The 19,989-nt window shown below is 72.0% G+C and carries 20 protein-coding genes and 1 pseudogene; 6 read left to right on the top strand and 15 right to left on the bottom strand.

What is annotated here, in order from left to right; genetic code table 11:
• Positions 1–32 precede the first annotated feature (32 nt).
• Positions 33–218, top strand: coding sequence for a DUF7317 family protein (locus P0R35_RS13420; RefSeq protein ID WP_284012946.1), 186 nt, complete (start codon positions 33–35; stop codon positions 216–218).
• 100 nt (positions 219–318) lie between these two features.
• Here P0R35_RS13420 and P0R35_RS13415 read toward each other — a convergent pair whose 3' ends face one another.
• The 5 genes from P0R35_RS13415 to P0R35_RS13395 form a co-directional block, all read right to left on the bottom strand.
• Positions 319–1,458, bottom strand: a complete 1,140-nt coding sequence (locus P0R35_RS13415) for a 60S ribosomal export protein NMD3 (protein WP_284012945.1) — start codon at positions 1,456–1,458, stop codon at positions 319–321.
• Between the two features lie 105 nt (positions 1,459–1,563).
• Positions 1,564–2,724, bottom strand: a complete 1,161-nt coding sequence (locus P0R35_RS13410) for an SPFH domain-containing protein (protein ID WP_284012944.1) — start codon at positions 2,722–2,724, stop codon at positions 1,564–1,566.
• Between the two features lie 70 nt (positions 2,725–2,794).
• Positions 2,795–3,868 (bottom strand): hypothetical protein, encoded by a 1,074-nt coding sequence (locus tag P0R35_RS13405; protein ID WP_284012943.1) that lies wholly within the window; start codon positions 3,866–3,868, stop codon positions 2,795–2,797.
• A 117-nt stretch (positions 3,869–3,985) separates the two neighbouring features.
• Positions 3,986–4,273, bottom strand: a complete 288-nt coding sequence (locus P0R35_RS13400) for a helix-turn-helix transcriptional regulator (protein ID WP_284012942.1) — start codon at positions 4,271–4,273, stop codon at positions 3,986–3,988.
• Positions 4,270–5,157 (bottom strand): DUF7345 domain-containing protein, encoded by an 888-nt coding sequence (locus P0R35_RS13395; protein ID WP_284012941.1) that lies wholly within the window; start codon positions 5,155–5,157, stop codon positions 4,270–4,272. Before P0R35_RS13395 ends, P0R35_RS13400 begins: the two co-directional genes overlap by 4 nt.
• Before the next feature lie 181 nt (positions 5,158–5,338).
• On the opposite strand from P0R35_RS13395, the gene P0R35_RS13390 reads away from it, so the two are divergent.
• Positions 5,339–5,512: a DUF7554 family protein gene (locus P0R35_RS13390; protein ID WP_284012940.1), complete on the top strand. Its 174-nt coding sequence runs from the start codon at positions 5,339–5,341 to the stop codon at positions 5,510–5,512.
• Positions 5,491–6,072 carry a 2'-5' RNA ligase family protein gene (locus P0R35_RS13385; RefSeq protein ID WP_432765012.1) on the top strand — a complete coding sequence of 194 codons (582 nt, stop codon included), beginning with the start codon at positions 5,491–5,493 and terminating at the stop codon, positions 6,070–6,072. Before P0R35_RS13390 ends, P0R35_RS13385 begins: the two co-directional genes overlap by 22 nt.
• A gap of 30 nt (positions 6,073–6,102) precedes the next feature.
• On the opposite strand, the gene P0R35_RS13380 is transcribed toward P0R35_RS13385, so the two are convergent.
• The 3 genes from P0R35_RS13380 to lpdA all read right to left on the bottom strand — a co-directional run bounded on the left by P0R35_RS13380 (position 6,103) and on the right by lpdA (position 9,346).
• The gene (locus P0R35_RS13380; RefSeq protein WP_284012939.1) at positions 6,103–7,455 is read right to left on the bottom strand and encodes a cytochrome P450; all 1,353 of its coding nucleotides are present in this window, start codon (positions 7,453–7,455) and stop codon (positions 6,103–6,105) included.
• A 102-nt stretch (positions 7,456–7,557) separates the two neighbouring features.
• Positions 7,558–7,842: a hypothetical protein gene (locus tag P0R35_RS13375; RefSeq protein WP_284012938.1), complete on the bottom strand. Its 285-nt coding sequence runs from the start codon at positions 7,840–7,842 to the stop codon at positions 7,558–7,560.
• A gap of 76 nt (positions 7,843–7,918) precedes the next feature.
• Positions 7,919–9,346 carry a dihydrolipoyl dehydrogenase gene (gene lpdA, locus P0R35_RS13370; protein WP_284012937.1) on the bottom strand — a complete coding sequence of 476 codons (1,428 nt, stop codon included), beginning with the start codon at positions 9,344–9,346 and terminating at the stop codon, positions 7,919–7,921.
• 138 nt (positions 9,347–9,484) lie between these two features.
• On the opposite strand from lpdA, the gene P0R35_RS13365 reads away from it, so the two are divergent.
• The gene (locus P0R35_RS13365) at positions 9,485–9,670 is read left to right on the top strand and encodes a hypothetical protein (RefSeq protein ID WP_284012936.1); all 186 of its coding nucleotides are present in this window, start codon (positions 9,485–9,487) and stop codon (positions 9,668–9,670) included.
• 104 nt (positions 9,671–9,774) lie between these two features.
• The gene (locus P0R35_RS13360; RefSeq protein WP_284012935.1) at positions 9,775–10,956 is read left to right on the top strand and encodes a right-handed parallel beta-helix repeat-containing protein; all 1,182 of its coding nucleotides are present in this window, start codon (positions 9,775–9,777) and stop codon (positions 10,954–10,956) included.
• 30 nt (positions 10,957–10,986) lie between these two features.
• Here P0R35_RS13360 and P0R35_RS13355 read toward each other — a convergent pair whose 3' ends face one another.
• The 7 genes and pseudogenes from P0R35_RS13355 to P0R35_RS13325 form a co-directional block, all read right to left on the bottom strand.
• Positions 10,987–11,775, bottom strand: coding sequence for an aspartate dehydrogenase domain-containing protein (locus P0R35_RS13355; protein WP_284012934.1), 789 nt, complete (start codon positions 11,773–11,775; stop codon positions 10,987–10,989).
• Positions 11,772–13,007 (bottom strand): mandelate racemase/muconate lactonizing enzyme family protein, encoded by a 1,236-nt coding sequence (locus tag P0R35_RS13350; RefSeq protein ID WP_284012933.1) that lies wholly within the window; start codon positions 13,005–13,007, stop codon positions 11,772–11,774. Before P0R35_RS13350 ends, P0R35_RS13355 begins: the two co-directional genes overlap by 4 nt.
• Positions 13,007–14,119, bottom strand: a complete 1,113-nt coding sequence (locus P0R35_RS13345; protein ID WP_345782748.1) for a mandelate racemase/muconate lactonizing enzyme family protein — start codon at positions 14,117–14,119, stop codon at positions 13,007–13,009. Before P0R35_RS13345 ends, P0R35_RS13350 begins: the two co-directional genes overlap by 1 nt.
• A gap of 774 nt (positions 14,120–14,893) precedes the next feature.
• Positions 14,894–15,406, bottom strand: a pseudogene (locus tag P0R35_RS16735) (ABC transporter ATP-binding protein); the annotation flags it as partial.
• 126 nt (positions 15,407–15,532) lie between these two features.
• Entirely contained in the window at positions 15,533–16,402 is an 870-nt protein-coding gene (locus P0R35_RS13335) for a carbohydrate ABC transporter permease (protein ID WP_284012932.1), read from the bottom strand.
• Between the two features lies 1 nt (position 16,403).
• Positions 16,404–17,351, bottom strand: coding sequence for a carbohydrate ABC transporter permease (locus P0R35_RS13330; RefSeq protein ID WP_284012931.1), 948 nt, complete (start codon positions 17,349–17,351; stop codon positions 16,404–16,406).
• Between the two features lie 27 nt (positions 17,352–17,378).
• Entirely contained in the window at positions 17,379–18,974 is a 1,596-nt protein-coding gene (locus tag P0R35_RS13325) for an ABC transporter substrate-binding protein (RefSeq protein ID WP_284012930.1), read from the bottom strand.
• 194 nt (positions 18,975–19,168) lie between these two features.
• On the opposite strand from P0R35_RS13325, the gene P0R35_RS13320 reads away from it, so the two are divergent.
• Positions 19,169–19,960 carry an SDR family oxidoreductase gene (locus tag P0R35_RS13320; protein WP_284012929.1) on the top strand — a complete coding sequence of 264 codons (792 nt, stop codon included), beginning with the start codon at positions 19,169–19,171 and terminating at the stop codon, positions 19,958–19,960.
• Positions 19,961–19,989 lie beyond the last annotated feature (29 nt).

Raw genomic sequence — 19,989 nt, 5'->3', positions numbered from 1 at the left:
GGATTATGTATCCCCTTGCAGATAGGAGTACCATGACAATCCACGGCGTCGACACGGCACTGACGCTGTTCGCTGCCGGAACGCTCACCCGCACACAGGCCGCGCGCAAGGCCGGCGTCGACCTCGACCGGTTCGACGACCTGTGCGCCAAGCGCGGCATCCCGGTGACGCCCGCGCCGCTCGACGCGGGCGGCCGGTCGCACGTCAACGCCGACTGAGCGGCCCGGTCTTCTCCCGAGTTCACCCGTCGACAGCGGCGCCGCTGGCTGGTCGGTCGGACCGGCGGCCGGGATCGCGTCGCCCCGGGCGTCGCGGCCGCTACGCCGCCGCGTCGTCGCCGGCCGACTCCGGCGGCACGACGTACAATCCGGCGTCGGTCTTCACCACGTCGACGGCGGCGGCGTCCGCGGCCACGCCCGGCGGGCGGGGGATCGTCACCGCCTCGTACGTCTCGGGGTCGAGCACCTGCACCGCGTTGTCGTCCTCGACGGTGACGACCGTCGTCTCGACGGCGTCGTCGACCGTGCCGACCTGCTCGGCGTCCGGGGTCTCCCCCTCCTCGAAGCGCGCCTCGTACGGCTCCCCCGTCGCCAGGCGCACGCCCTTGAGGTTGCCGCGGACCGAGCGCACCAGCACCGGGCCGTCGCCGTCGTCGGGGTCGATGACGTCGCCCGGGCGGAACTTCGGCAGGCGCACCGCGAACGTGACGCGGTACACCTCGTTGCCGTCGCCGTCCTCGGTGACGAGCGTCGGCGCCTCGGTGTAGCTGCCGCCCAACTCCTCGGTGATCTGAGTGGCGACCGCCTTGCCCAGCTTGTTGGTGGAGAGCTTCACGTCCTTTCCCTCGGGCTGGTCGACGATCTCGGTGACGAACGACTCGCGGTCGCCGTCCTGTTCGCGTTCGGCGACGAGCGACTCGGCGATCTCGACGGCGCGGGACTGCTCGGCGGGGTCCGGGACGCGCTCGCGGCCGCGGATCTGCACCTCGGCGGCGTAGCTCCCGCCCGAGATGCGGCCGCAGCGGTCGCAGGTGCCCCGAGAGATCTTCACGGGGACGACGACCGTCTCCTCGACGTGGGTGTCGCGGACGACGCCCGAGAACGTACAGTGCATCCGGATCGTGTTCTGGTCGACCTGCTCGGGCTCGACGCCCCAGCGGATCTCCTCGGCCTTGAGGTGGACCGCCAGCGCCTCCGACACCTCGTCGACGGCGACGTCGGTGTAGTCGCGCGCGCCGACGTCGACCCACCGGTTGCCCCGGTGGACGGCGCCGCAGTGCGAACAGACGGTCACCTCGACGCGGTCGGGCGCGTCGACCAACTCGAAGTCCGCGAAGTAGCAGGCGTCACAGAGCACGCGGTCGCGCTCGCGCGGCTCGCCCGGGAGCGGCTCCTCGCGCTCGGGCACCGGGTCGCCACAGCGCGGGCAGAACTCCCGGGTGTCGCGTGACTCGCTCATTGGGCTCGGGTAGTCGGCTCCGGCGGATAAACGGCGCGACTGGCCGCGCGCGGGGAACGGCGCGACGGTGCGACGGCGCGCCGCGGACGCGGGGGACGACGCCGGTCAGTCGTCGTACTCGGACTCGCCGCCCGCGATCGGCGTCGCCCCGTCGTCGTCCGTCTCCAGTTCCAGCACCTCGTCGACGGAGTCGAGGCCGAGGAGTTCGCGGTCCTCGGGGGCGAACTCCAGCGACTCGAGCCCGGAGGACTCCGCCGCGTCGACCACGTCCGACCCGGAGAGGGTCGTGCCGTACCGGCCGAGCAGGCTCGTCAGTTCCTGCGGGATCACGTACGTCGTGGACTCGCCCCGGCCGATGGCCGCGAGCGTCTCCATCCCCTTGTCGATGATCGCGCGCTCGCCCATCGACTCGGCGGCGCGGGCGCGCAGCACCGTCGAGATGGCGTCGCCCTGCGCTTCGAGGACGCTCGCCACCTTCGTCCCCTGCGCGGCGAGGACGTTCGCGGCGCGGTCGCCCTCGGCGGCCTCGACGGCCGAGCGGCGCCGTCCCTGCGCCTCGAGGATCATGGCGCGGCGGCGGCGCTCGGCGGACGTCTGCTGTTCCATCGCGTCGAGGACGACACGGGTGGGGAGCACCTCCTGCACCTCCACCATCTCCACCTGCACCCCCCAGTCGTCGGTGGGCCCCTGCAGACCCTCGCGGATGCGGCGGTTGATCTCGTCGCGACGGCTGAGCGTCTCGTCGAGGTGCATGTCGCCGATCGCCGCGCGGAGGTTCGTCTGAGCCAGCAGAGCGGTCGCCCGGCGGTAGTCGTCGACCTCGAGGAACGCCCGCTCGGCGTCGACGACGCGGACGTACACGACCGCGTCCGCGGTGACCGGGGAGTTGTCCTCGGTGATCGCCTCCTGGGTCGGCACGTCGATCGTCTCGACGCGCGTGTCGAACTGGTAGGTGCGGGAGACGAACGGCGGGATCAGGTGGAGTCCCGGGCCGAGCAGGCCGCGGTTGGCGCCGAACACGGTGAGGGCGCGCTTCTCGTACGCCTGTACGATCTCGACCGAGGAGACGAGCGTCACCAGCGCGAGCACGAGCAGCGTGCCCGCGAGCGCGTACTGCATCGGGAGCAGGGCCCACGCGAGGAGCGCGAGCCCGGCGCCGAGCACGAGTTGGAGGCTGCCGCTGTCGGGAACCAGATCGAGCAGGCTCACGTCGCTGGCGCTCACGCGACCGAGCGAACGGAAGAACTGCCTGCCGGGGCTGTCCATGCGCCGACCTTGGACGACACCCTACTTACACGTTTCGCGGGGCGCGGCGGCGACGGGACGGCCGGGCCGGTCACGCGCCGGGGACGGGCGCCCGCGCGGAGCCGAGCCGCGGCGACTCCGTCTCCGTCCCGTCCGCTCCGTCCTCGTCCGCGTCGCCGTTCGTGGTCCCCGAGTTCCCCCGATCGCCGTCGGCCCCGCCGCCGTTCGCGTTCCCGGAGTTCCCGCGCGCACCGTCGTCCCCGCCGCCGCTCGCGTCCCCGGAGTTCCCGCGTGCGCCGTCGTCACCGTCGCCGCTCGCGGACCCCGAGTTCCCGCGCGCGCCGTCACTTCCCGCGCCCGAGTTTCCCCGGTCGCCCTCGGACGCGTTCGTCGTGTCGGCGGCGTCCCCGCCGCTCGCGTCCCCGGAGTTCCCGCGCGCGCCGTCGTCCCCGCCGACGCTCGCGTTCACGGCGTCGTCGGCGTTCGAGTTCTCCGGGTTCCCGCGGTCCTCGGGCGGCCCGCGGTCGGTCTCGGTGCCGTTCTCGGTCGTCCCGTCGCGACCCTCGCCGCGGTCGTCGGGCGGTCCGCGGTTCGCCGGCGGACCGGGCTCGCCCGCGAGGCCCTGTCCGGTCCCCTTGCCGGCGATCCCGCGGGCCGCCTCGGCGGCCTCGCCGTCGGTCAGGTTCGACGCGTTCGAACGGAGTTCGGCGATCGCGGCGGCGTTCACCCCGCGCTCGCGGAGCGTCTCCTCGGGCAGCCCGTCGGCGGCCTCGGCGGTGGTGTTGAGGCGCGCCTCCAGCGTCCGGGTCTGGGCGACGACGCGGGCCAGCTTCGCGCGGTACTCGCCGCGGCTCATGTTCCCGGCCCGGTAGCGCTCGCGCAGGTCCTCGCGGCGCTCGCGCAGGTCGACGAGCTGTGCCCGGATCGAGTCCGTCTGGCTCGCCACGACGGCCGCCCGCGACTCGTTGGTCTCGGCGGATGCCAACTGCTGGCCGAGCGCGCGGCCCTGCACCTCGCCCTCGACCTCCGCCCCCTGTACGCCCACCACGCCGGCGAACGTCGCCCCCGGCTCCTCGTCCGTCGTCTCCTGGGCGAACGCCGCCGTCGCGGGGACCCCCGCGACGACCAGCGCCGCGACAACCAGGAGGACGGTCGTTCGGCTCATACCCGACACGATGTGGTACACCCACTAATAGCGTCCACTCCCTCTCGCCGGATTCAGCCCGGTTAAGGCTCGTTAACCCGTCGCCCGCGGGCGATCGTCCGGATCGTGTCCGGTCGACTACGCCTCGTCGTCGCCGGTCCCGTCGCCGCCGGCCTCGCCGTCGCCCCCGTCGTCGGGGTCCGGGAAGTTCGGGTCGCCCGGGTGGGGGTCCTCGTCCGCCTCCGGGAGCCGGAGGACGTTCTCGCGACCCAGCCGGAAGCTCTCGACGGTGCCGTCGTCGCGGAGGTCCCCGACGACCTGACTCGTCCGCGCGGCGCTCCAACCGAGTTCCTCGGTGACGTCCGCCTGCTTCATCCGCCCGCCGTTGCCCTCGACGAGCCTGACGACGCGCTCGTGGGGGCTCAACAGCTCCTCCGGGGGCGTGGTGTCCGCTTCGTCGTCGTTGCCGTCGGCGGCGTCCGTGTCGCCCTCGCCGTCGTCGGGGTCGCGCTCGTCGCCCGCTGTCGCCGCCGCGTCCGCGGGATCCGCGCCGTCCACGGCGTCCGGGTCGCTCGCCCCTCCGCCCGCGGCGCCGCGGTCGAGGACGTCGCCGCCGACCGGGAGGTCGCCGCGGCGGCGGAGCACCACCGCGCCGGCGATGCCGAGGAGCAGCACCGCGGCCACGGCGAGGTACGCCGGCCGGAGGGGACGGCGCCGGCGGGCGCGACCGTCACGCGCGGCTGGTCGGGCCCGAAGTTGCGCTCGCCGCGCCACGTGACCGCCGTCTCCGAGCGCTCGTCCGCCTCGGGGGCGACCCCGCGCACCTCGTAGCCGTCGGGCCACGCGACCGTGAGGACGGTCCCCGAGTCGAGGAACAGCCCCGCGAGCGCGTCGCCGGCGACGAGTCGGTCCCCCTGCGTCGCCGCGAACCCCTCCCAGGTGAACGTGTAGGCGACCACGCCGTAGTCGGTGCTCGTCGGGAAGGGGTTGCGCTGGGCGCTCACCGAGAAGTTCGTCGCCGCCATCTCCCGGCCGGTGGCGTTCTCCGCGGCGCCGACGGTCGTCGCCATGCGCGTCTCAAACCGGGAGACGTACGCCGAACGGTTCGCGCGGATGTCGGTCTGCAGGCTCTCGAACGCCGCCGTCGTGTTGTCGTCGGTCAACTCGATCCGGTAGGCGATCCGCCACTCGGCGTCGCCGTCCGGCCGGAGGGTCGCCCGGAGCACCACGCGGTCGGCCGCCACGTCGCCGGTCTGGGCGAAGCCGAGGCCGATGTCCGCCGGGCGGTCGCCGGAACCGCCCGCGTGCACGGACGCGGGGCCGACCGGGGCCGGGCCGGTTTCGGGGCCCCGGTCGCCGCGAACGCGGGCGCGGCGCCCGCGAGCGCGAGGAGGAGGGCGAGCGTGACCGCGGCGACTGGGCGTCGCATACCCACCCTCACCCGCGGACGGCCCAAAACGGTTTTCGTCGGCGGCGCGCCAACGGCGGACCATGGACGTCGAAGACCTGCTGAAACTGGTGTTGGTGCTCGTCGTGATCTGGATCGTGTTGGAGATCCTCTCGGAGGTCGTGGGGCTCGCGCTCGGCCTGCTCGGGTCGCTCGGCGGGCTGCTCGGGGTCGCCGTCGTCGTGCTCATCGTGCTGTGGCTGACCGACCGGATCTGACGGCCGTGTACAGCGTCAACGTCCCCGTCCCGTGGGAGGTCAGACGGCTCGCGGCGTCGCTCGAACCCGCGGTGACGGGGTTCGCCTCCGTCCGCGACCGCTACACGCTCGTCGTCAAACGGCTCGACGGCCGCGACCTCGACGACCTCCACCGGATCCGCGAGCGCCTGCGCCCCGCGCTGGCCGGCGTCGCGCCGTTCGACGTCCGGGTGACGGGGATCGACGCGTTCGAGCGCCCGCCGCTGGGCGAGGGGCCGGTCGTCTACCTCGCGGTCGAGGCCGTCGACGACGACGCCGGCGGCGTCCGCGGGCGCGACCCACTGCGCGCGGTCCACGACCGCCTCGTCCGGGAGTTCGGCGGCGTCGACGGGCTGGAGGGCGCCGACTACGTCCCGCACGTCACGCTCGCGCGGGGGTGGGCCGGCCACGGCGACCCCGGCGACGCGGTCGCGCGGCTCCGCGAGCGCGACGTCGAGGGCGTGCGCTGGACGGTCGACGAACTCGGGGTGTGGACGCGCGAGTACGAGGAGATCGCCGCACGGGTGCCGCTCCGCGGGTGACCGGACCCCCGGGGAGGGCGCCGGAAGCGGCTACCGCTCCGAGAGCCGCAGCGGCACGGGGTGGTTCGGGTGCATCGTCAGCGAGCCGCGGAGGTCCAGATCGGGGCCCTCGTAGTCGAAGTCGAAGCGCCGGCCGACGGTCGCGAGGATCAGCTTCGCCTCCAACAGCGAGAACTGCTTGCCGATGCAGTGGCGCGGCCCGGCGCCGAACGGGAAGTACGCGAAGCGGGGGCGGTCCGCCCGGCGCTCGGGCGCCCACCGGTCGGGGTCGAACGTCTCGGGGTCGTCGTACCACCGCGGCGAGCGGTGGACGACCCACTGCGGGAGCATGATCAGCGACCCCTCGGGGATCCGGTAGCCCGCGACGCGGGTGTCGACCTTCGCCTGCCGGAACAGGGTGTAGACGGGCGGGTACAGCCGCATCGCCTCCGACAGCACGCGGTCGGTGAACTCCAGATCGCGGACGTCGCCGGCGGTCGGGTCGCCGTCGAGGGCATCCACCTCGCGCCGGAAGCGCGCCTTCGCCTCCGGGTGTTGCGAGAGGAGGTAGAACGTGTAGGTGAGCGCCAGCGCGGTGGTGTCGTGGCCCGCCAACAGCATCGTCATCAGTTCGTCGCGCAGGTCCTGTTCGGTCTGCTCGCCCGCGTTCTGGGCCCGCAGGAGGATCGACAGCAGGTCCATCGGCATCGGCGAGTCGACGGCGTCGCCCGCGGGGTCGGCCGCGGTCTCCTCGGTGCCGCGGCGGCGCGCGACGAGGTCGTCGATGATCCCCTCCAGCGTCGACACGGCGTCGTGGAACTCGCGGTTCTCGCGGGTGGGCGCCCAACTCGGGATCACCGCCCGCATCGCGTTCGGCTCGAAGCGCTGGCCGAGCGGTTCGAGGTGCTCTTGCACCTCCTTCACCGTCTCGCGATCGACGTCGGTGCCGAACATCGCGGTGACGATGATGCGGACGGTGAGCCGGGCGAGTTCGATCTGCACGTCGACCGTGTCGCCGTCGGCCCACTCCGCGAGCGCGTCGGTCGTGTGGTCGACGATGGCGTCGTCGAGGCCGGCGATGCGCCGGGCGTGGAACGCGGGGTTCGCGAGGTCGCGCTGCTGTCGCCAGCGGTCGCCCTCGCTCATGAGGAGGCCGTCGCCCAGCAGGTCGTCGATGGCGTCGTCGAGGTTCGGTTTGCCGAACGCCGACCACTCGGAGACGAGCACGCGCTCGATGTCGCGCGGGTTGGTGAACATGTACGTCTCGCGGGGACCCAAGTCGAGGCGGATCACGTCGCCGTAGGCGTCCGCCACGTCGGTCATGAACGAGAAGGGGTCCCGGGAGTAGCGCCGGCCGTTCCCGAACAGCGGCTCGCCGCGGGGGCCCGGCGGTCTCGTACTCATACACGATCACAGGGGCGGGACGCGGAAATAGCCTCGGGCGGGCGCGTGCGCGCGTGGACGACAGAATCCGGGATCCGGATCGACGGCCCCGAACGGGCCGCGTTACTCGTCCAGTAACCGCGTCTGGTCGATCGGGACCGCGGTCAACCCCCCGGCGTTGCCGTTCGAGTACGCGTACAGCACGACCCCGGCCTCCACGTCGACGGCGCGTTTGAGCGTCCCGCTGAAGTCGTCGTCGCGGAAGCGGGCGCGCACGAGCTTCGACAGCGGGCTCGGGTCGCCGTCGCCGCCGTCGCCGTTCCCCGCCGTCCCGTCGATCGGCTCGAAGCGGGGGCCGTCCTCGTCCTCGTCGCCGCTCATGTCGGTGTCGCGGTCGAACAGACCCATGGGTCGGGGTCGCCGCGTCGTGTGAAAAGCGTGACGCGAGTCGGGTCGCCGCGCGTCGACGTGGCGGCGACGCCGGCTACCGGTTCAGCGTGTGGATCGCCCGCCCCATCGCGTTCTCGGCGGCCTCCATCGTCGCCTCCGCGAGCGTCGGGTGGGTGTGGATCGTCGCGGCGACGTCCTCCAGCGTCGCGCCCATCTCGACGGCGAGCGCGAGTTCGGCGATCAGCTCCGACGCCTCGGGGCCGACGATCTGGGCGCCGAGCACGAAGCCGGTCGCCTCGTCGGCGACGATACGGACGAACCCCTCGGTGTGGGTCGTCGTCAGCGCGCGCCCGGAGGCGTTGAACGGCATCTGCCCGACGACGGGCTCGAAGCCCTGTTCGGCCGCTTCGTCCTCGGTGAGCCCGACCGTGCCGATCTCCGGCTCGGTGAACACGGCGGCCGGGACGGCCTGGTAGTCGAGGGCGGCGGGTTCGCCGGCCGCGACCTCCGCGGCGACGATGCCCTCCTTGCTCGCTTTGTGCGCGAGCATCGGCTCGCCGGCGACGTCGCCGACCGCGAAGATCGAGTCGACGTCGGTGCGGGCCTGGTGGTCCGTCTCGATGAAGCCCGCGTCGGTCGTCTCCAGCCCGGCGTTCTCCAGTTCGAGCGTGTCCGTGACTGGGGTGCGGCCGACCGCGACCAGCACCTGCTCGGCGAGGTACTCCGCCTCCGCGCCGTCCTCGGTCTCGGTGGTGACGGCGACGCCGCCGTCGCCGGTCTCCGACCAGCCGCTGGCGCCCTCGCCGAAGTGGAACTCCACGCCCAACTCCTCGGCGCGGGTGCGGACGATACGCTGCACGTCCTCCTCGTAGCCGGGGAGCACGTCGTCGAGCATCTCGACGACCGTCACGTCGGTGCCGAGCTTCGCGAGCATCGTCGACAGCTCCATCCCGATGTAGCCCGCGCCGACGACGACGAGGCTGTCCGGGAGCGCCTCCATCCCGAGGAGGTCCCGCGAGGAGAGCACGCGCTCGCCGTCGAACTCGAACCCGGGGATCTGGATCGGCCGGGAGCCGGTCGCGACGACGGCGTGGTCGAACTCGATCGACTCCGAGCCCTGCCCGTCGCCGCCGTGGGCGACGCGGAGTTTCCGCTCGTCGGCGAACGTCGCCGTCCCCTCGATCAGGTTGACGCCGTTGGCCTTGCAGAGCTTCTCGACGCCGCCGGTGAGGCGGTCGACGACGCCGCTCTTCCACCGCTGCATGCGCTCGACGTCGACGGCGGGGTCGGCGTAGATCCCCAACTCCTCGGCGTTGGCCGCCTCGTGGGCGACGCCCGCGCCGTGGATGAACGCCTTCGACGGGATGCAGCCGTGGTTGAGGCACGTCCCCCCGTAGGCGTCCTTCTCGATGAGGGTCGTGTCGAGCCCCTGCTGTGCCGCGCGGATCGCGGCGACGTAGCCACCGGGGCCGGCCCCGATGACCGCGACGTCCGTGCCGGTCGAGATGTCTCCGACGACCATTGGGCGATGCTTCCGAACCCGGGATGATAAACTGGCAGGAATTGCGACCGTACGCCGGCGCGGCCCGCGTGCCGCGTGTCGGGGCGCCGGGCGTCGGCCACCGCAACGCCCATACCGACCGCCGGCGTCGACCCGGGCGTGCAGTCCGTCCGTCGTCCCGTCGCCGTCGCCCTGTTCGCCGCGGCGATGCCCGCGGTGATGCTCGCCGTCGACCGCGGACTGGTGCCGGAGTTCTCCGCCGCCGAGCCCGTCTGGTGGCTGTTGCCGCCGCTGGCGGTCGGCTACTGGGTCGCGTGGGTCCGGTGGGCCGAAGCCGGCGCGTGAGCGACGAACACGAGCTGTAAGCACACCGTAACTATCAGTAGGCGGTCCGTGGTGCGCCCGCAGCCATGGCACACGACGACTCGCGGTTCACACGACGTACCACGATGCGAACGGGAGCGGTCGCCGCCGGCCTGCTGGCGCTCGGCGGCGCGGGCGCGGGCACGGCGGCCGCACAGACGACCGTCACCGGCGGGGGCGGCGCGCTCCAGGCGGCGATCGACGCGGCCGACGAGGGTGACACCCTCGTGATCGGCGACGACGAGACGTACGACCCCGTCGTCGTCGGCGTCGCGGACCTCACGATCGAGACCGGGAACGACCCCGTGATCGAGGGCGCCGGCGGCACCGGCGCCGCCGTCTCCGTCGACGCCGACGGCGTCACCCTCTCGGGACTGACCGTGACGAACCCCGGCGGCCTCCTCGGGATCAAAGTCGAACCAGACATCGACGACGCGACGATCGTCCGCAACACCGTCGAGGAGGTCGGCCCCACGGGCCGCTTCGGCGTCACCGGGATCGTCGTCGGGCAGGGTGACCACGACGACATCACGATCGTGAACAACGCGATCCGGAACCTCGACCAGGAGACGACCGACGACTCCGGGTTCCCGACCGTCAACGGGATCCTGTTCGACGCGGACAACGACGACCCCGAGACGATCACCGACGTGACGGTGAACAACAACGTCATCGAGGGGTTGGAGAGCGACGTCGCACCGCTGGGGATCGTGGTCCAGCACGCCGTCGACGGGATGACGATCAACGGCAACGCGATCCGGGACCTCGTCGCCGACGACGCGACCGACTCCGACCAGTCCGACTCGGTCGACTTCGGGTTCACGTTCGCGCAGGGGATCAACGTCGCCTCGCCGTCGACGACCGACATGGTCGTCTCACGCAACGTCATCGAGGACGTCACCAGCGCCGAGGTGATCCTGCCGGAGGCGGTGAAGATCGACGGCGACGGCGGCGGCGTCCGCTTGCGCGCCAACCAGTTCCTCGTCGCGATCGGCGTCAACAACCGCAACGGCACCGACGACGGGAACCGCGACCCCTCGGGCGACCCCGAGGTCGACGCGCGCAACAACTACTGGGGGAGCCGACAGGGGCCGGAGGAGGCCGCGTTCAACACCGACGCCGACGACGACGACCGCGCCGACGTGATCGGCAACGTCGCGTTCGAGCCGTTCCTCCGCAACGCGCCCGGCGGCGAGGGGAACGCCCCCGGCGACAACGGCAACCGTCGCGGGAACGGGAACGGGAACGGCGGCGGCCCGCCGAACTGAGGCGGTCGCCCCGCCACACCCCGCGGCGGCTCACACGAAGCGCAGGCCGCCGCCCGTCGCCAACACGCGCCGGATCGACCCCCACGTCGACACGAGCGTGAAGTCCCCGGTGACGCCCTCGATGGCGCTGTCGCGGACGGCGACCAGCTCGAACCCCTCGCCGGTCGCCGTGATCTCGTGGTACGCCGTCTCGGCGTCGGAGTCGGCGATCAGCGTCGAGGTGGTGTCGTCGAGCCCCAGCCCCGCGAGCGCGGCGGTCGCGTGGGAGTTGAAGTTCCGGGGGAACCGCTCGCACAGCCCGCGCGTCGGGCCCTCGTACAGGACGACCTCGCCGTCGCCGGCCTCGAAGTCGGGGGCCTCCGCGGCGTACTCGAAGTCGAGGTGGGCGGGGTCCTTGCGCGCCTCGATGTGGACCGACTCCAACTCGCTGCGGGCGTCCGCGAGGCCGTCGATCCCGAACAGCGCGGCGTGCGGCAGGTAGATGGCGTTCCCGGCGTCCTCTGAGGCTGCCCGGAGGTGCGCCTCGTCGCCCGGGTCGGCGAACGCGGAGCCCGACAGCGCCATCAGGTCCGCCCCCGCGAGCAACTCCTCGGCGTAGTCGACGAGCACCCCCGGCGTCGCCGCCTCGACGACGAGGTCGGGGTCGCGTGCGACCAGGGCCGCGGGCGTCGTCACCTGCAGGTCCGGGTCGAGGAACGCCTTCTCCTCGCGGACCAGCACCCCCGCGAGGGCGACGTCGTCGCTCGCCGTCGCCCGCTCGATCAGGTCCGCCCCGATCCGTCCGGAGCCGACGACCGCGAGGCGGGGCGTGTCGCTCACGCGTCGTCGCCCCCGAAGAAGCCGTCCGTGTGCGCCACGGCGTGGTCGCGGGCGACCGACTCGTCCAGTTCGATCCCGTGACCCGGCGCCTCCGACACCGCGATCCGACCGCCCTCGACGAACGGGGCGTCGGTGTCGAGCAGGTCCGCCCACCAGTCCACGTCGAGCGCGTGGTACTCGAGGTAGCTGGCGTTGGGCACCGCCGCACACAAGTGGACCATCGCGGCCGTCCCGACGGGCGAGCAGACGTTGTGCGGGGCGAACGCGAGGTAGCGCTCCTCCGCGCGGTTGGCGATGGCCTTCGCCTCCGCGAGGCCGCCGACGGTCGCCGGGTCGGGCGTCACCACGTCGACGGCGTAGTCGTCGAGTAGCTGGGTGAACTCGTGGACGCGGAAGCGGTTCTCGCCGGTCGCCAGCGGCGTCGACGTGGAGCGGGCCAACTCCCGTTGGGCGTCCGTGTTCTCCGGCGGGAGCACGTCCTCCAGCCACATGATCGGGTACGGCTCCAGCGCCGTCGCGAGCCGTTTCCCGGAGCCCAACTCGTAGTCCCAGTGGCAGTCGAACGCCACCTCCGCGCGGCCGTCGACGGCGTCCACCACCCCCGCGACGACCTCCTCCTTCGCCGCGACGTGGGTGGGCGTGAGCCGCCCGTTCGTCGGCTCGGGGTCGTTGTCGGCGGGCGCGTCGAGGTCGAACTTCATCGCGTCGTAGCCCAGGTCGAGCGCCTCGGTCGCGCGCTCGACGTACGCCTCCGCCTGGTACGCCGCGTCGTCGGCGTAGTCGGTCGCGCCGTGGGCGACGGCGTACGACTCCCCCGCGTGCAGGTCGACGTACAGCCGCACCTCGTCGCGGTACTTCCCGCCGAGCAGCTGGTAGGTGGGGAGGCCGAGCAGCTTCCCGGCGAGGTCCCACAGCGCGAACTCGACGCCCGACGCCGCGGTGACGACCTTCCCGGTCGTGCCGCCGTGGCCCGAGGTCTCCTGAACCATGTGGCGGAACAGCCGCTCCACGTCGAGGGGGTTCTCGCCGACGAGCACGTCCTCGAGGTAGCCGACGATCCCGTCGACCCCGCCGCCGCGGTACGCCTCGCCGAGTCCGGAGATGCCGGCGTCGGTGTGGACGCGCACGAGGTTCCAGTCGAAGTTGCCGCGGATCACCGCGGTGTCGACGCCCGTGATCGACACGTCCCGCTCGGGAGCGCGGTGGACGCCGGGCATGGAGAAGTCCCGCATCAGGCACCCCCCTCGTCGGTGCGGAACTCCGCGAGCGCGTCGCGGTCGATCCGGACGCCGTGCCCCGGTCCGCGGGGCGTGAGCATCCCGTTCTCGGGCGTGGGCGGGTCGACGATCAGGTCGTCGAACACCTTGACGTCCCGGTCGCGGTAGAAGTACTCCACCATGCCGCCGTTGGCGACGCTCGCGACGAGGTGCGCGTGCAGGTGGGGGTTGTAGTGGGGTGTGACGGGCACGTCGTGGGAGGCGGCGGTGTGGGCGATCCGCAGCCACTCGGTGATCCCGCCACACACCGTCGCGTCCGGCTGGATCACGTCGACGGCGCCCTCGCGCAGCAGCTCGGCGAAGCCGTACCGCGAGAACTCCAACTCGCCGGCGGCGACGGGGTAGTCGAGCCCCTCGCGGACGCGGGCCATCAGCTCCACGCTGTCGGCCTTCACCGGCTCCTCGACGAAGTACGGGTCGTACGGCGCGAACCGCCGGCACGCCCGCAGCGCCTCGCCCGTGTCCGTCCAGACGCCGTTGGCGTCGAGCATGAGGGTGCGTTCGGGGCCGAGCACCTCGCGGGCGACGGCGACGCGCTTCTCCTCGGTCGCCACCGAGCGGCGCCCCACCTTCATCTTCACCGCGTCGTGGCCGCGGTCGAGGTACGTCTCCAGTTCCTCGCGCAGCCCGTCGACGCCCTCGCCGCGGTAGTAGCCGCCGCTGGCGTAGGCGGGCACCGACTCGCGGGCGGCGCCGAGGAACTCGTGGAGCGGGAGCCCCACGCGCTTTGCCCGGAGGTCCCACAGCGCGACGTCGACGGTGGCGATAGCGCGCAAGAGCAGGCCCTTCCGGCCGATCTGGTAGGTGCCCTCGAACATGTCGCGCCACAGGCGCGTCGTGTGGTTCGGGTCCGCGCCTTCGACCATCGGGGCGAGCAACTCCTCGACGGCGTCGGCGATGAGGCCGGCGCCGTCGTAGCCGAGCGTGTAGCCGACGCCCTCGGTGCCCTCGTCGTCGCGGACGAACGTGAGGGTGTGGTCGCGGTGCTCGACCGTCCGGGTCGCGAACGACACCGGCTCCGACAGCGGGATCGACACCGGGACGCTCTCGACGGCGACGACGGTCACGGGCGACCCCGCGCCGAGCGGCGGCTGTGTGGACGGTCCGGGGCGGTGCGGCTGGTTGTCGTGTGGTGTGGTGACATGGCGGCTACACGGTGAGGTTGTCGCCGGTGGCGCGGTCGAACAGGTGGGCGTTGCTGGTGTCGACGAGGAGGGTGAGGCGGTCGCCCTCGGTCGCCCCCGTGGCGTTGGAGACGCGGGCGGTGAACTCGGCGTCCGGGTCGTCCTCGCGGCCGACCGGGCGGACCGCCAGGTCCTTGTGCGGCCCCATCGGCTCGACGACGCCCACGTGGACGGCCATCGAGCGTTCGGGGTCGGGGTCGTCGACGAGCGCGGCGTCCTCGAAGTCCTCGGGACGGACGCCCAACTCGAACTCCCGGCCGCCCTCGGTCGGGAGCGCGAGCGACTCCGGGAGCGCCAGCCGAAGCCGTCGCCGACGGCGACGAGCGTGCCGTCGCGCGCCTCGACGCGCACGTCGAAGAAGTTCATCGGCGGCTCGCCGATGAACCCCGCGACGAAGCGGTTCGCCGGGCTCGCGTACACCTCCTCGGGCGGGGCGACCTGCTGGATCTCGCCGTCGTTCATCACGACGACGCGGTCGGACAGCGTCATCGCCTCCGCCTGGTCGTGCGTGACGTACAGCGAGGTCTTGCCGACGCGCCTGTGGAGGCGGTTCAGCTCCGTGCGCATCTGGATGCGCAGTTTCGCGTCGAGGTTCGACAGCGGCTCGTCGAACAGGAACAGCTCCGGGTCGCGGACGATCGCCCGGCCGAGCGCGACGCGCTGCTGTTGGCCGCCGGACAGGTCCGAGGGGCGCCGGTCGAGCAGGTCGCCGATGCCGAGCATCGACGCGGTGTCGTTCACGCGCTCTTCGATCTCGCCTTTCGGGAACTTCCGGATCTGCAGCGGGAAGGCGATGTTGTCGCGGACGGTCTTGTGCGGGTACAGCGCGTAGTTCTGGAACACCATCGCGACGTCGCGCTCGCGGGGCTCCTGCCCGGAGACGTCCTCGCCGTCGATGACGATCCGCCCCCGCGTCGGCTGTTCGAGCCCCGCGACCGTCCGCAGCGTGGTGGTCTTCCCGCAGCCCGACGGCCCGACGAGGACGATGAACTCCCCGTCGTACACGTCGAGGCTCACGTCGTCGACCGCGACGACCACGTCGCCGTCGTCCTCGGTGAACTCCTTGGTCACGCCGTCGAGGCGCAGGCTCACCCGGCGACCCTCGGGGTGGGCCCCGTGTTCGTCGGCCGTCGGCTGTTCGATCGTCTCTTCGTGGCTAGTGTCGCTCATGGTGTGCTCCGGTCGGTCGCGGCGGTGCCGGCACCGCTCGCGGCGGTGCGGTGGCGGTTCCTGCGCGGTCGGCGACGCCCGCGGGGGCGGCCCGGCCGGATCGAGAGGAGGCGCGGCCGCGGGCCGTCATCCCTTCATCCCCCCCGTGAGGCCGACGACGATGTAGCGGTTGAACGCGATCACCACCAGCGCCGACGGGATCACGGAGACGACGGCCGCGGCGGCCATCGCGCCCCAGTCGATGCCCGCGTCGCCGACGAACAGGAACGTCGCGACCGGGATGGTCATCGACTGGAGGTCGGTGCTCACCGTGAACGCGAACAGGAACTCCCGCCACGAGTAGAGGAACGTGAGGATCGTCCCCGCCGCGAACCCCGGCAACACGACCGGGAACACGACGTGGCGGAACGCCTGCACCTTCGTGCAGCCGTCGACGCGCGCGGCCTCGTCGAGCGCCGTCGGGATCGTGATGAAGAAGTTGCGCATGATGTAGATCACCAGCGGCAACCACAGGTACACGTTCGCGATCACGATCCCCGTCTTCGTGTTGAGCAGGCCGAACGTCGACACGATGCGGTAGTACGGCGTCACCAGCCCGATCGGCGGGAACAGCCGGGTGAACAGCACGAACACGAAGACGGCGTTGTCGTACGGGAACCGGTACCGGCTGAACACGTAGCCGGCGGGCGTCCCGAGCACCATCACGATCGCCGTCGACGCCGACGCGACGATCACGCTGTTGACGACCGCGCGCCAGAAGCCGCGGTCGATGAGCGCCCGGGAGTACGCGTCCAGCGTCGGCTCCAGCGGGAGGTACGTCATCGCCAGCACGCCCTGGCGCGTCTTCAGCGACGTGAGCAGCATCCACACGAGCGGCGTGACGATGAACAACACCGCGAGGAACAACACGAGGTGGACGACGTACGGGCTCTCGACGACGTCCCACACGCGCTGGCGGCGCCGGTACCGCTCGTTGGTGAGGTCTGCGCCCGCCATGTCAGACCTCGATCTCCTCCATGCGTTCGAGGATGAAGTACACGTAGCCGGCGGCCACGACCAGCGTCACGGAGACGAGGATGACGGCCACCGCCGACGCGAACCCGTAGTCGAGCAGTTGGATCCCGAACCGGTGGATGTAGATGGCGAGCGTCTCGGTCGCGCCGCCGGGGCCGCCGCCCGTCGTCGAGAACGGGATGGCGAACGCCCGGAACGCGAACATCCACGTGATCAGCCCCGCCACGAAGAACGACGGGCGGAGGTACGGGAGCGTGACGTTGCGGAACGTCTGCAGCGACGTCGCGCCGTCGACCTTCGCGGCGTCGTACATCTCCTGCGGGATCGACTGCAGTCCGGCTAGGAGGACGATCGCCGCGAACGGGATGCGCGACCACGAGTCGGCGAGGATGATCACCGCCATCGCCGTCGACGACGTGGTGAGCCACGAGAACGTCGAGGACAGCAGGCCGACGTCGAGCAGGACGCGGTTGACGACGCCGAGCTGGCCGTTGAACATCCACCGCCAGGTGACGCCGACGATCGACAGCGGCACCGCCCACGACAGCAGGATGAGGGTGGTGTAGCCGTTGCGGAGGCGGTCGGCCGTCACCTTGTTGAGCGCCAGCGCGATGACCAGCCCCGCGCCCACCGAGACGACCAGCGAGCCGAACGAGTACACGAGCGTGTTCTCGACGGCGTTCCAGAACGTCGGGTCGGTGAAGATGCGCTCGTAGTTGTACGCCGGCTCGAACGTCTCGCCGAACCCGCGGGTGTTCAACAGCGACAGCCACAGCAGCATCACCGCCGGGTAGATGAACACGACGAACAGCGCCACCAGCGACGGCCCGAGCAGCACCGTCCGGATGTGGTCGTTCACCCAGTCGGAGATCCGGCCGGTGACGCCGCCGCCGTGCGGGCCGACGTCGCGCCCGTACTCCTCAGTCGCCATGACGGGGCGGTGTGTGGGTCCGCGACATCAGTTGTTGATCTCCGAGTCGACGAAGTCCTGCACCTGGTCCATCGCCGCCTGCGGGGAGATCGACCCCTGGATCGCCCGCTGGACCGGCGAGAGCATCTGCTGGAACACGGACGCCATCTGCGGGAACAGCTCGAGGACGCCGTTCTCGATGGCGTCGCCGATGGTGTCGCCGAACGTGACGAAGTCGTTCTCCGCCGAGTCGGTGTACACCCGGTCCATGTACGAGATGTTCCCCTCGTAGGTGAACTCCAGCCACTGGGTGTAGTAGCTCAGCTTCAGGTCGCCGTACAGCATCGCGGCCAGCTTGTGGCCGGTGTCGGAGAACCGGTTGATGCTCGTCGTGTTCGGCGCGACCAGCCCGGCCTGCGTCGGCGCGGGACCCGCGTTGGCCGCCGGCGGGACGACGACCTGGTACTGGCTGCCGGCCTCGTACTCCTGGAGCAGCCGCGGGATGAAGTCCGAGAACGCGGTCGTGTACGCCAGTTGGCCGGAGGCGTACAGGTCGACGATGTCCCCCTCGCCGTAGGAGATGACGTCGCTGGGGACGTACCCCGCGTCGCGCCACTCCTTCATCTTCCGGATGACGCGCACCGCCTCCGGGGAGTTCATCACGACCGTCCCGTCGTCCTGCACCATGCGACCGCCCTGCTGGAACAGCAGCTCGCGGAACGAGTACGCGAGGTACGTCGAGGTGCCGGCGTAGTACGCGAACGCGTTCACGCCGGTGCCGGCGAACGCCTCGCCCAGCTCCTCCAGCAGGTCCCAGGACCACTCGCCCTGGAAGCGCTCGGGGTCGATCCCCTGCTCCTCGACGAGGTCGGGCCGCAGGTGACCCATGCTCGCCTCGCCGATGTTCGGGTAGCCGTACGTGTGGGTGCCCTGCTGGATGGGCCCGATGTCCCACTCGACGAGGCTCCGCAGCGCCGGGATGTACGGGTCGTAGCTCCCCTCGGGGTACAGCGCGTCCGTCACCTCGAGGTACCCCTGCTCGACGAACACGGGGACGAGGATGCCGTCGACGTTGAACGCGTGGGGCATCGGCTCCTCCGAGGAGAGGAACTGTTGTTCGCGCGTGTTCGCCTGGTCGACGCCGATCTCGATGACGTCGAGTTCGATGCCCGTCTTCTCGGTGAACAGCTCGTGGGCCGCCAGCGTCGCGGGGTCGAACTCCATGTTCGCCGCGCCGTGGTTGAGGATCTGCATCGTGTCGACGTCGCCCGCGGCGGTGTCGTCCCACCCGTCGGGCGGCGCCCACACGTCGTTCTCGACGGCGCTCTGGAACGCCCCGCTGTTCGTCCACGTCGTGTCGTTCTGCCGGTCGGGGACGTCGCGTCGCTGCTCGATCGGCCAGTCGGCCGCGGCGCCGATCCGGCGCTGCTCCCAGTCGTTCGCCAGTCCGAGCTCCTGGACGGCGGTCGTGAAGTCGCTGTCGCCGCCCCCACCGCCGTTTCCGCCGCCACCGCCCCCGCCGCCTCCGCCGCCGTTGCCGCCGTTGCCGGTTCCGCCGCCCGCGCACCCGGCCGTCGAGGTGACGACGCCGAGTCCGGCGAGCTTCAGGAGTGTGCGTCGATCTACCGTGTGGTCCGGTGCCATGGTTGGGGGAGGCCGGTGCCGTCGGGTAGTATAATGTACACTACCGCGGCGAGATAGCGCCAGTAGGCGTTCGAACGTCGCTCGGGTGCGTACACGGTCGCGTCACGCCCGGGGTCGACGCCGGCGCCACGCGGCCGTCGGCGCCCCGCTGGAACCGTGCGCGCGTTTTTGCCGGCCGGCGCCGTCGGGCGCGCATGGACTACGAGATATCGGGCAACGCGGCGCTCGTGACCGCCTCCAGCAGCGGCCTCGGGGAGGCGTCGGCGACGGCGCTCGTCCGGGAGGGCGTGAACGTCGTCGTCAACGGCCGGGACGAGGACCGGCTGGCGGCGGCCGTCGAGCGGATCGACGCCGCCGGCGACGGCGCGGCGGTGGGCCACGCCGCCGACATCACCGACCCGGACGCGGGGGCGGCGCTCGTCGAGGCGACCGTCGACGAGTTCGGCGGCCTCGACCACCTCGTGACGAGCGCCGGGGGCCCCCCGAGCGGGCCCTTTCTCGACACGACCGACGAGGACTGGTACGCCGCCTACGACCTGCTCGTGATGAGCGTCGTCCGGACGGTGCGGGCGGCCGCCGACCCGCTCCGGGCCGACGGCGGCGGCACGTTCGTCGCCGTCGCCTCCCGCAGCGTGAAGGAGGCCATCGACTCGCTGGTGCTGTCGAACGCCGTGCGGATGGCCGTGATCGGGCTGACGAAGACGCTGTCGCGGGAGTTGGCGCCCGAGGTCCGCACGAACGCGGTGCTCCCGGGGCCACACGAGACGAGCCGCATCGAGCGCCTGATCGAACAGGGCGTCGAGCGCGGCGACTACGCGTCGTACGAGGCGGGCCTCGCGGCGCGCGGGGAGTCGAACCCGCTGAACCGCATCGGCGACCCGATGGAGCTGGGCAACACGGTCGCGTTCCTCTCCTCGCCCGCGTCCGGCTACGTCAACGGCACCGCCATCCCCGTGGAGGGCGGCCTCGGGCGCGCGAACCTCTGAGCCGGCGCCGCGGGACAGCGACGCGCCCG

Source organism: Halobaculum litoreum, assembly GCF_030127125.1.
GTDB classification, from domain to species: domain Archaea; phylum Halobacteriota; class Halobacteria; order Halobacteriales; family Haloferacaceae; genus Halobaculum; species Halobaculum litoreum.
Note: the sequence above shows the minus strand (reverse complement) of the source record. Positions and strands in the feature narration are given on the sequence as shown.

Excerpts from the sequence above, each read along its gene's own strand:
- P0R35_RS13420 (WP_284012946.1), top strand. The coding sequence starts at position 33 with ATGACAATCCACGGCGTCGACACGGCACTGACGCTGTTCGCTGCCGGA.
- P0R35_RS13415 (WP_284012945.1), bottom strand. The coding sequence starts at position 1,458 with ATGAGCGAGTCACGCGACACCCGGGAGTTCTGCCCGCGCTGTGGCGAC.
- P0R35_RS13410 (WP_284012944.1), bottom strand. The coding sequence starts at position 2,724 with ATGGACAGCCCCGGCAGGCAGTTCTTCCGTTCGCTCGGTCGCGTGAGC.
- P0R35_RS13405 (WP_284012943.1), bottom strand. The coding sequence starts at position 3,868 with ATGAGCCGAACGACCGTCCTCCTGGTTGTCGCGGCGCTGGTCGTCGCG.
- P0R35_RS13390 (WP_284012940.1), top strand. The coding sequence starts at position 5,339 with ATGGACGTCGAAGACCTGCTGAAACTGGTGTTGGTGCTCGTCGTGATC.
- P0R35_RS13380 (WP_284012939.1), bottom strand. The coding sequence starts at position 7,455 with ATGAGTACGAGACCGCCGGGCCCCCGCGGCGAGCCGCTGTTCGGGAAC.
- P0R35_RS13375 (WP_284012938.1), bottom strand. The coding sequence starts at position 7,842 with ATGGGTCTGTTCGACCGCGACACCGACATGAGCGGCGACGAGGACGAG.
- lpdA (WP_284012937.1), bottom strand. The coding sequence starts at position 9,346 with ATGGTCGTCGGAGACATCTCGACCGGCACGGACGTCGCGGTCATCGGG.
- P0R35_RS13360 (WP_284012935.1), top strand. The coding sequence starts at position 9,775 with ATGCGAACGGGAGCGGTCGCCGCCGGCCTGCTGGCGCTCGGCGGCGCG.
- P0R35_RS13350 (WP_284012933.1), bottom strand. The coding sequence starts at position 13,007 with ATGCGGGACTTCTCCATGCCCGGCGTCCACCGCGCTCCCGAGCGGGAC.
- P0R35_RS13335 (WP_284012932.1), bottom strand. The coding sequence starts at position 16,402 with ATGGCGGGCGCAGACCTCACCAACGAGCGGTACCGGCGCCGCCAGCGC.
- P0R35_RS13330 (WP_284012931.1), bottom strand. The coding sequence starts at position 17,351 with ATGGCGACTGAGGAGTACGGGCGCGACGTCGGCCCGCACGGCGGCGGC.
- P0R35_RS13325 (WP_284012930.1), bottom strand. The coding sequence starts at position 18,974 with ATGGCACCGGACCACACGGTAGATCGACGCACACTCCTGAAGCTCGCC.
- P0R35_RS13320 (WP_284012929.1), top strand. The coding sequence starts at position 19,169 with ATGGACTACGAGATATCGGGCAACGCGGCGCTCGTGACCGCCTCCAGC.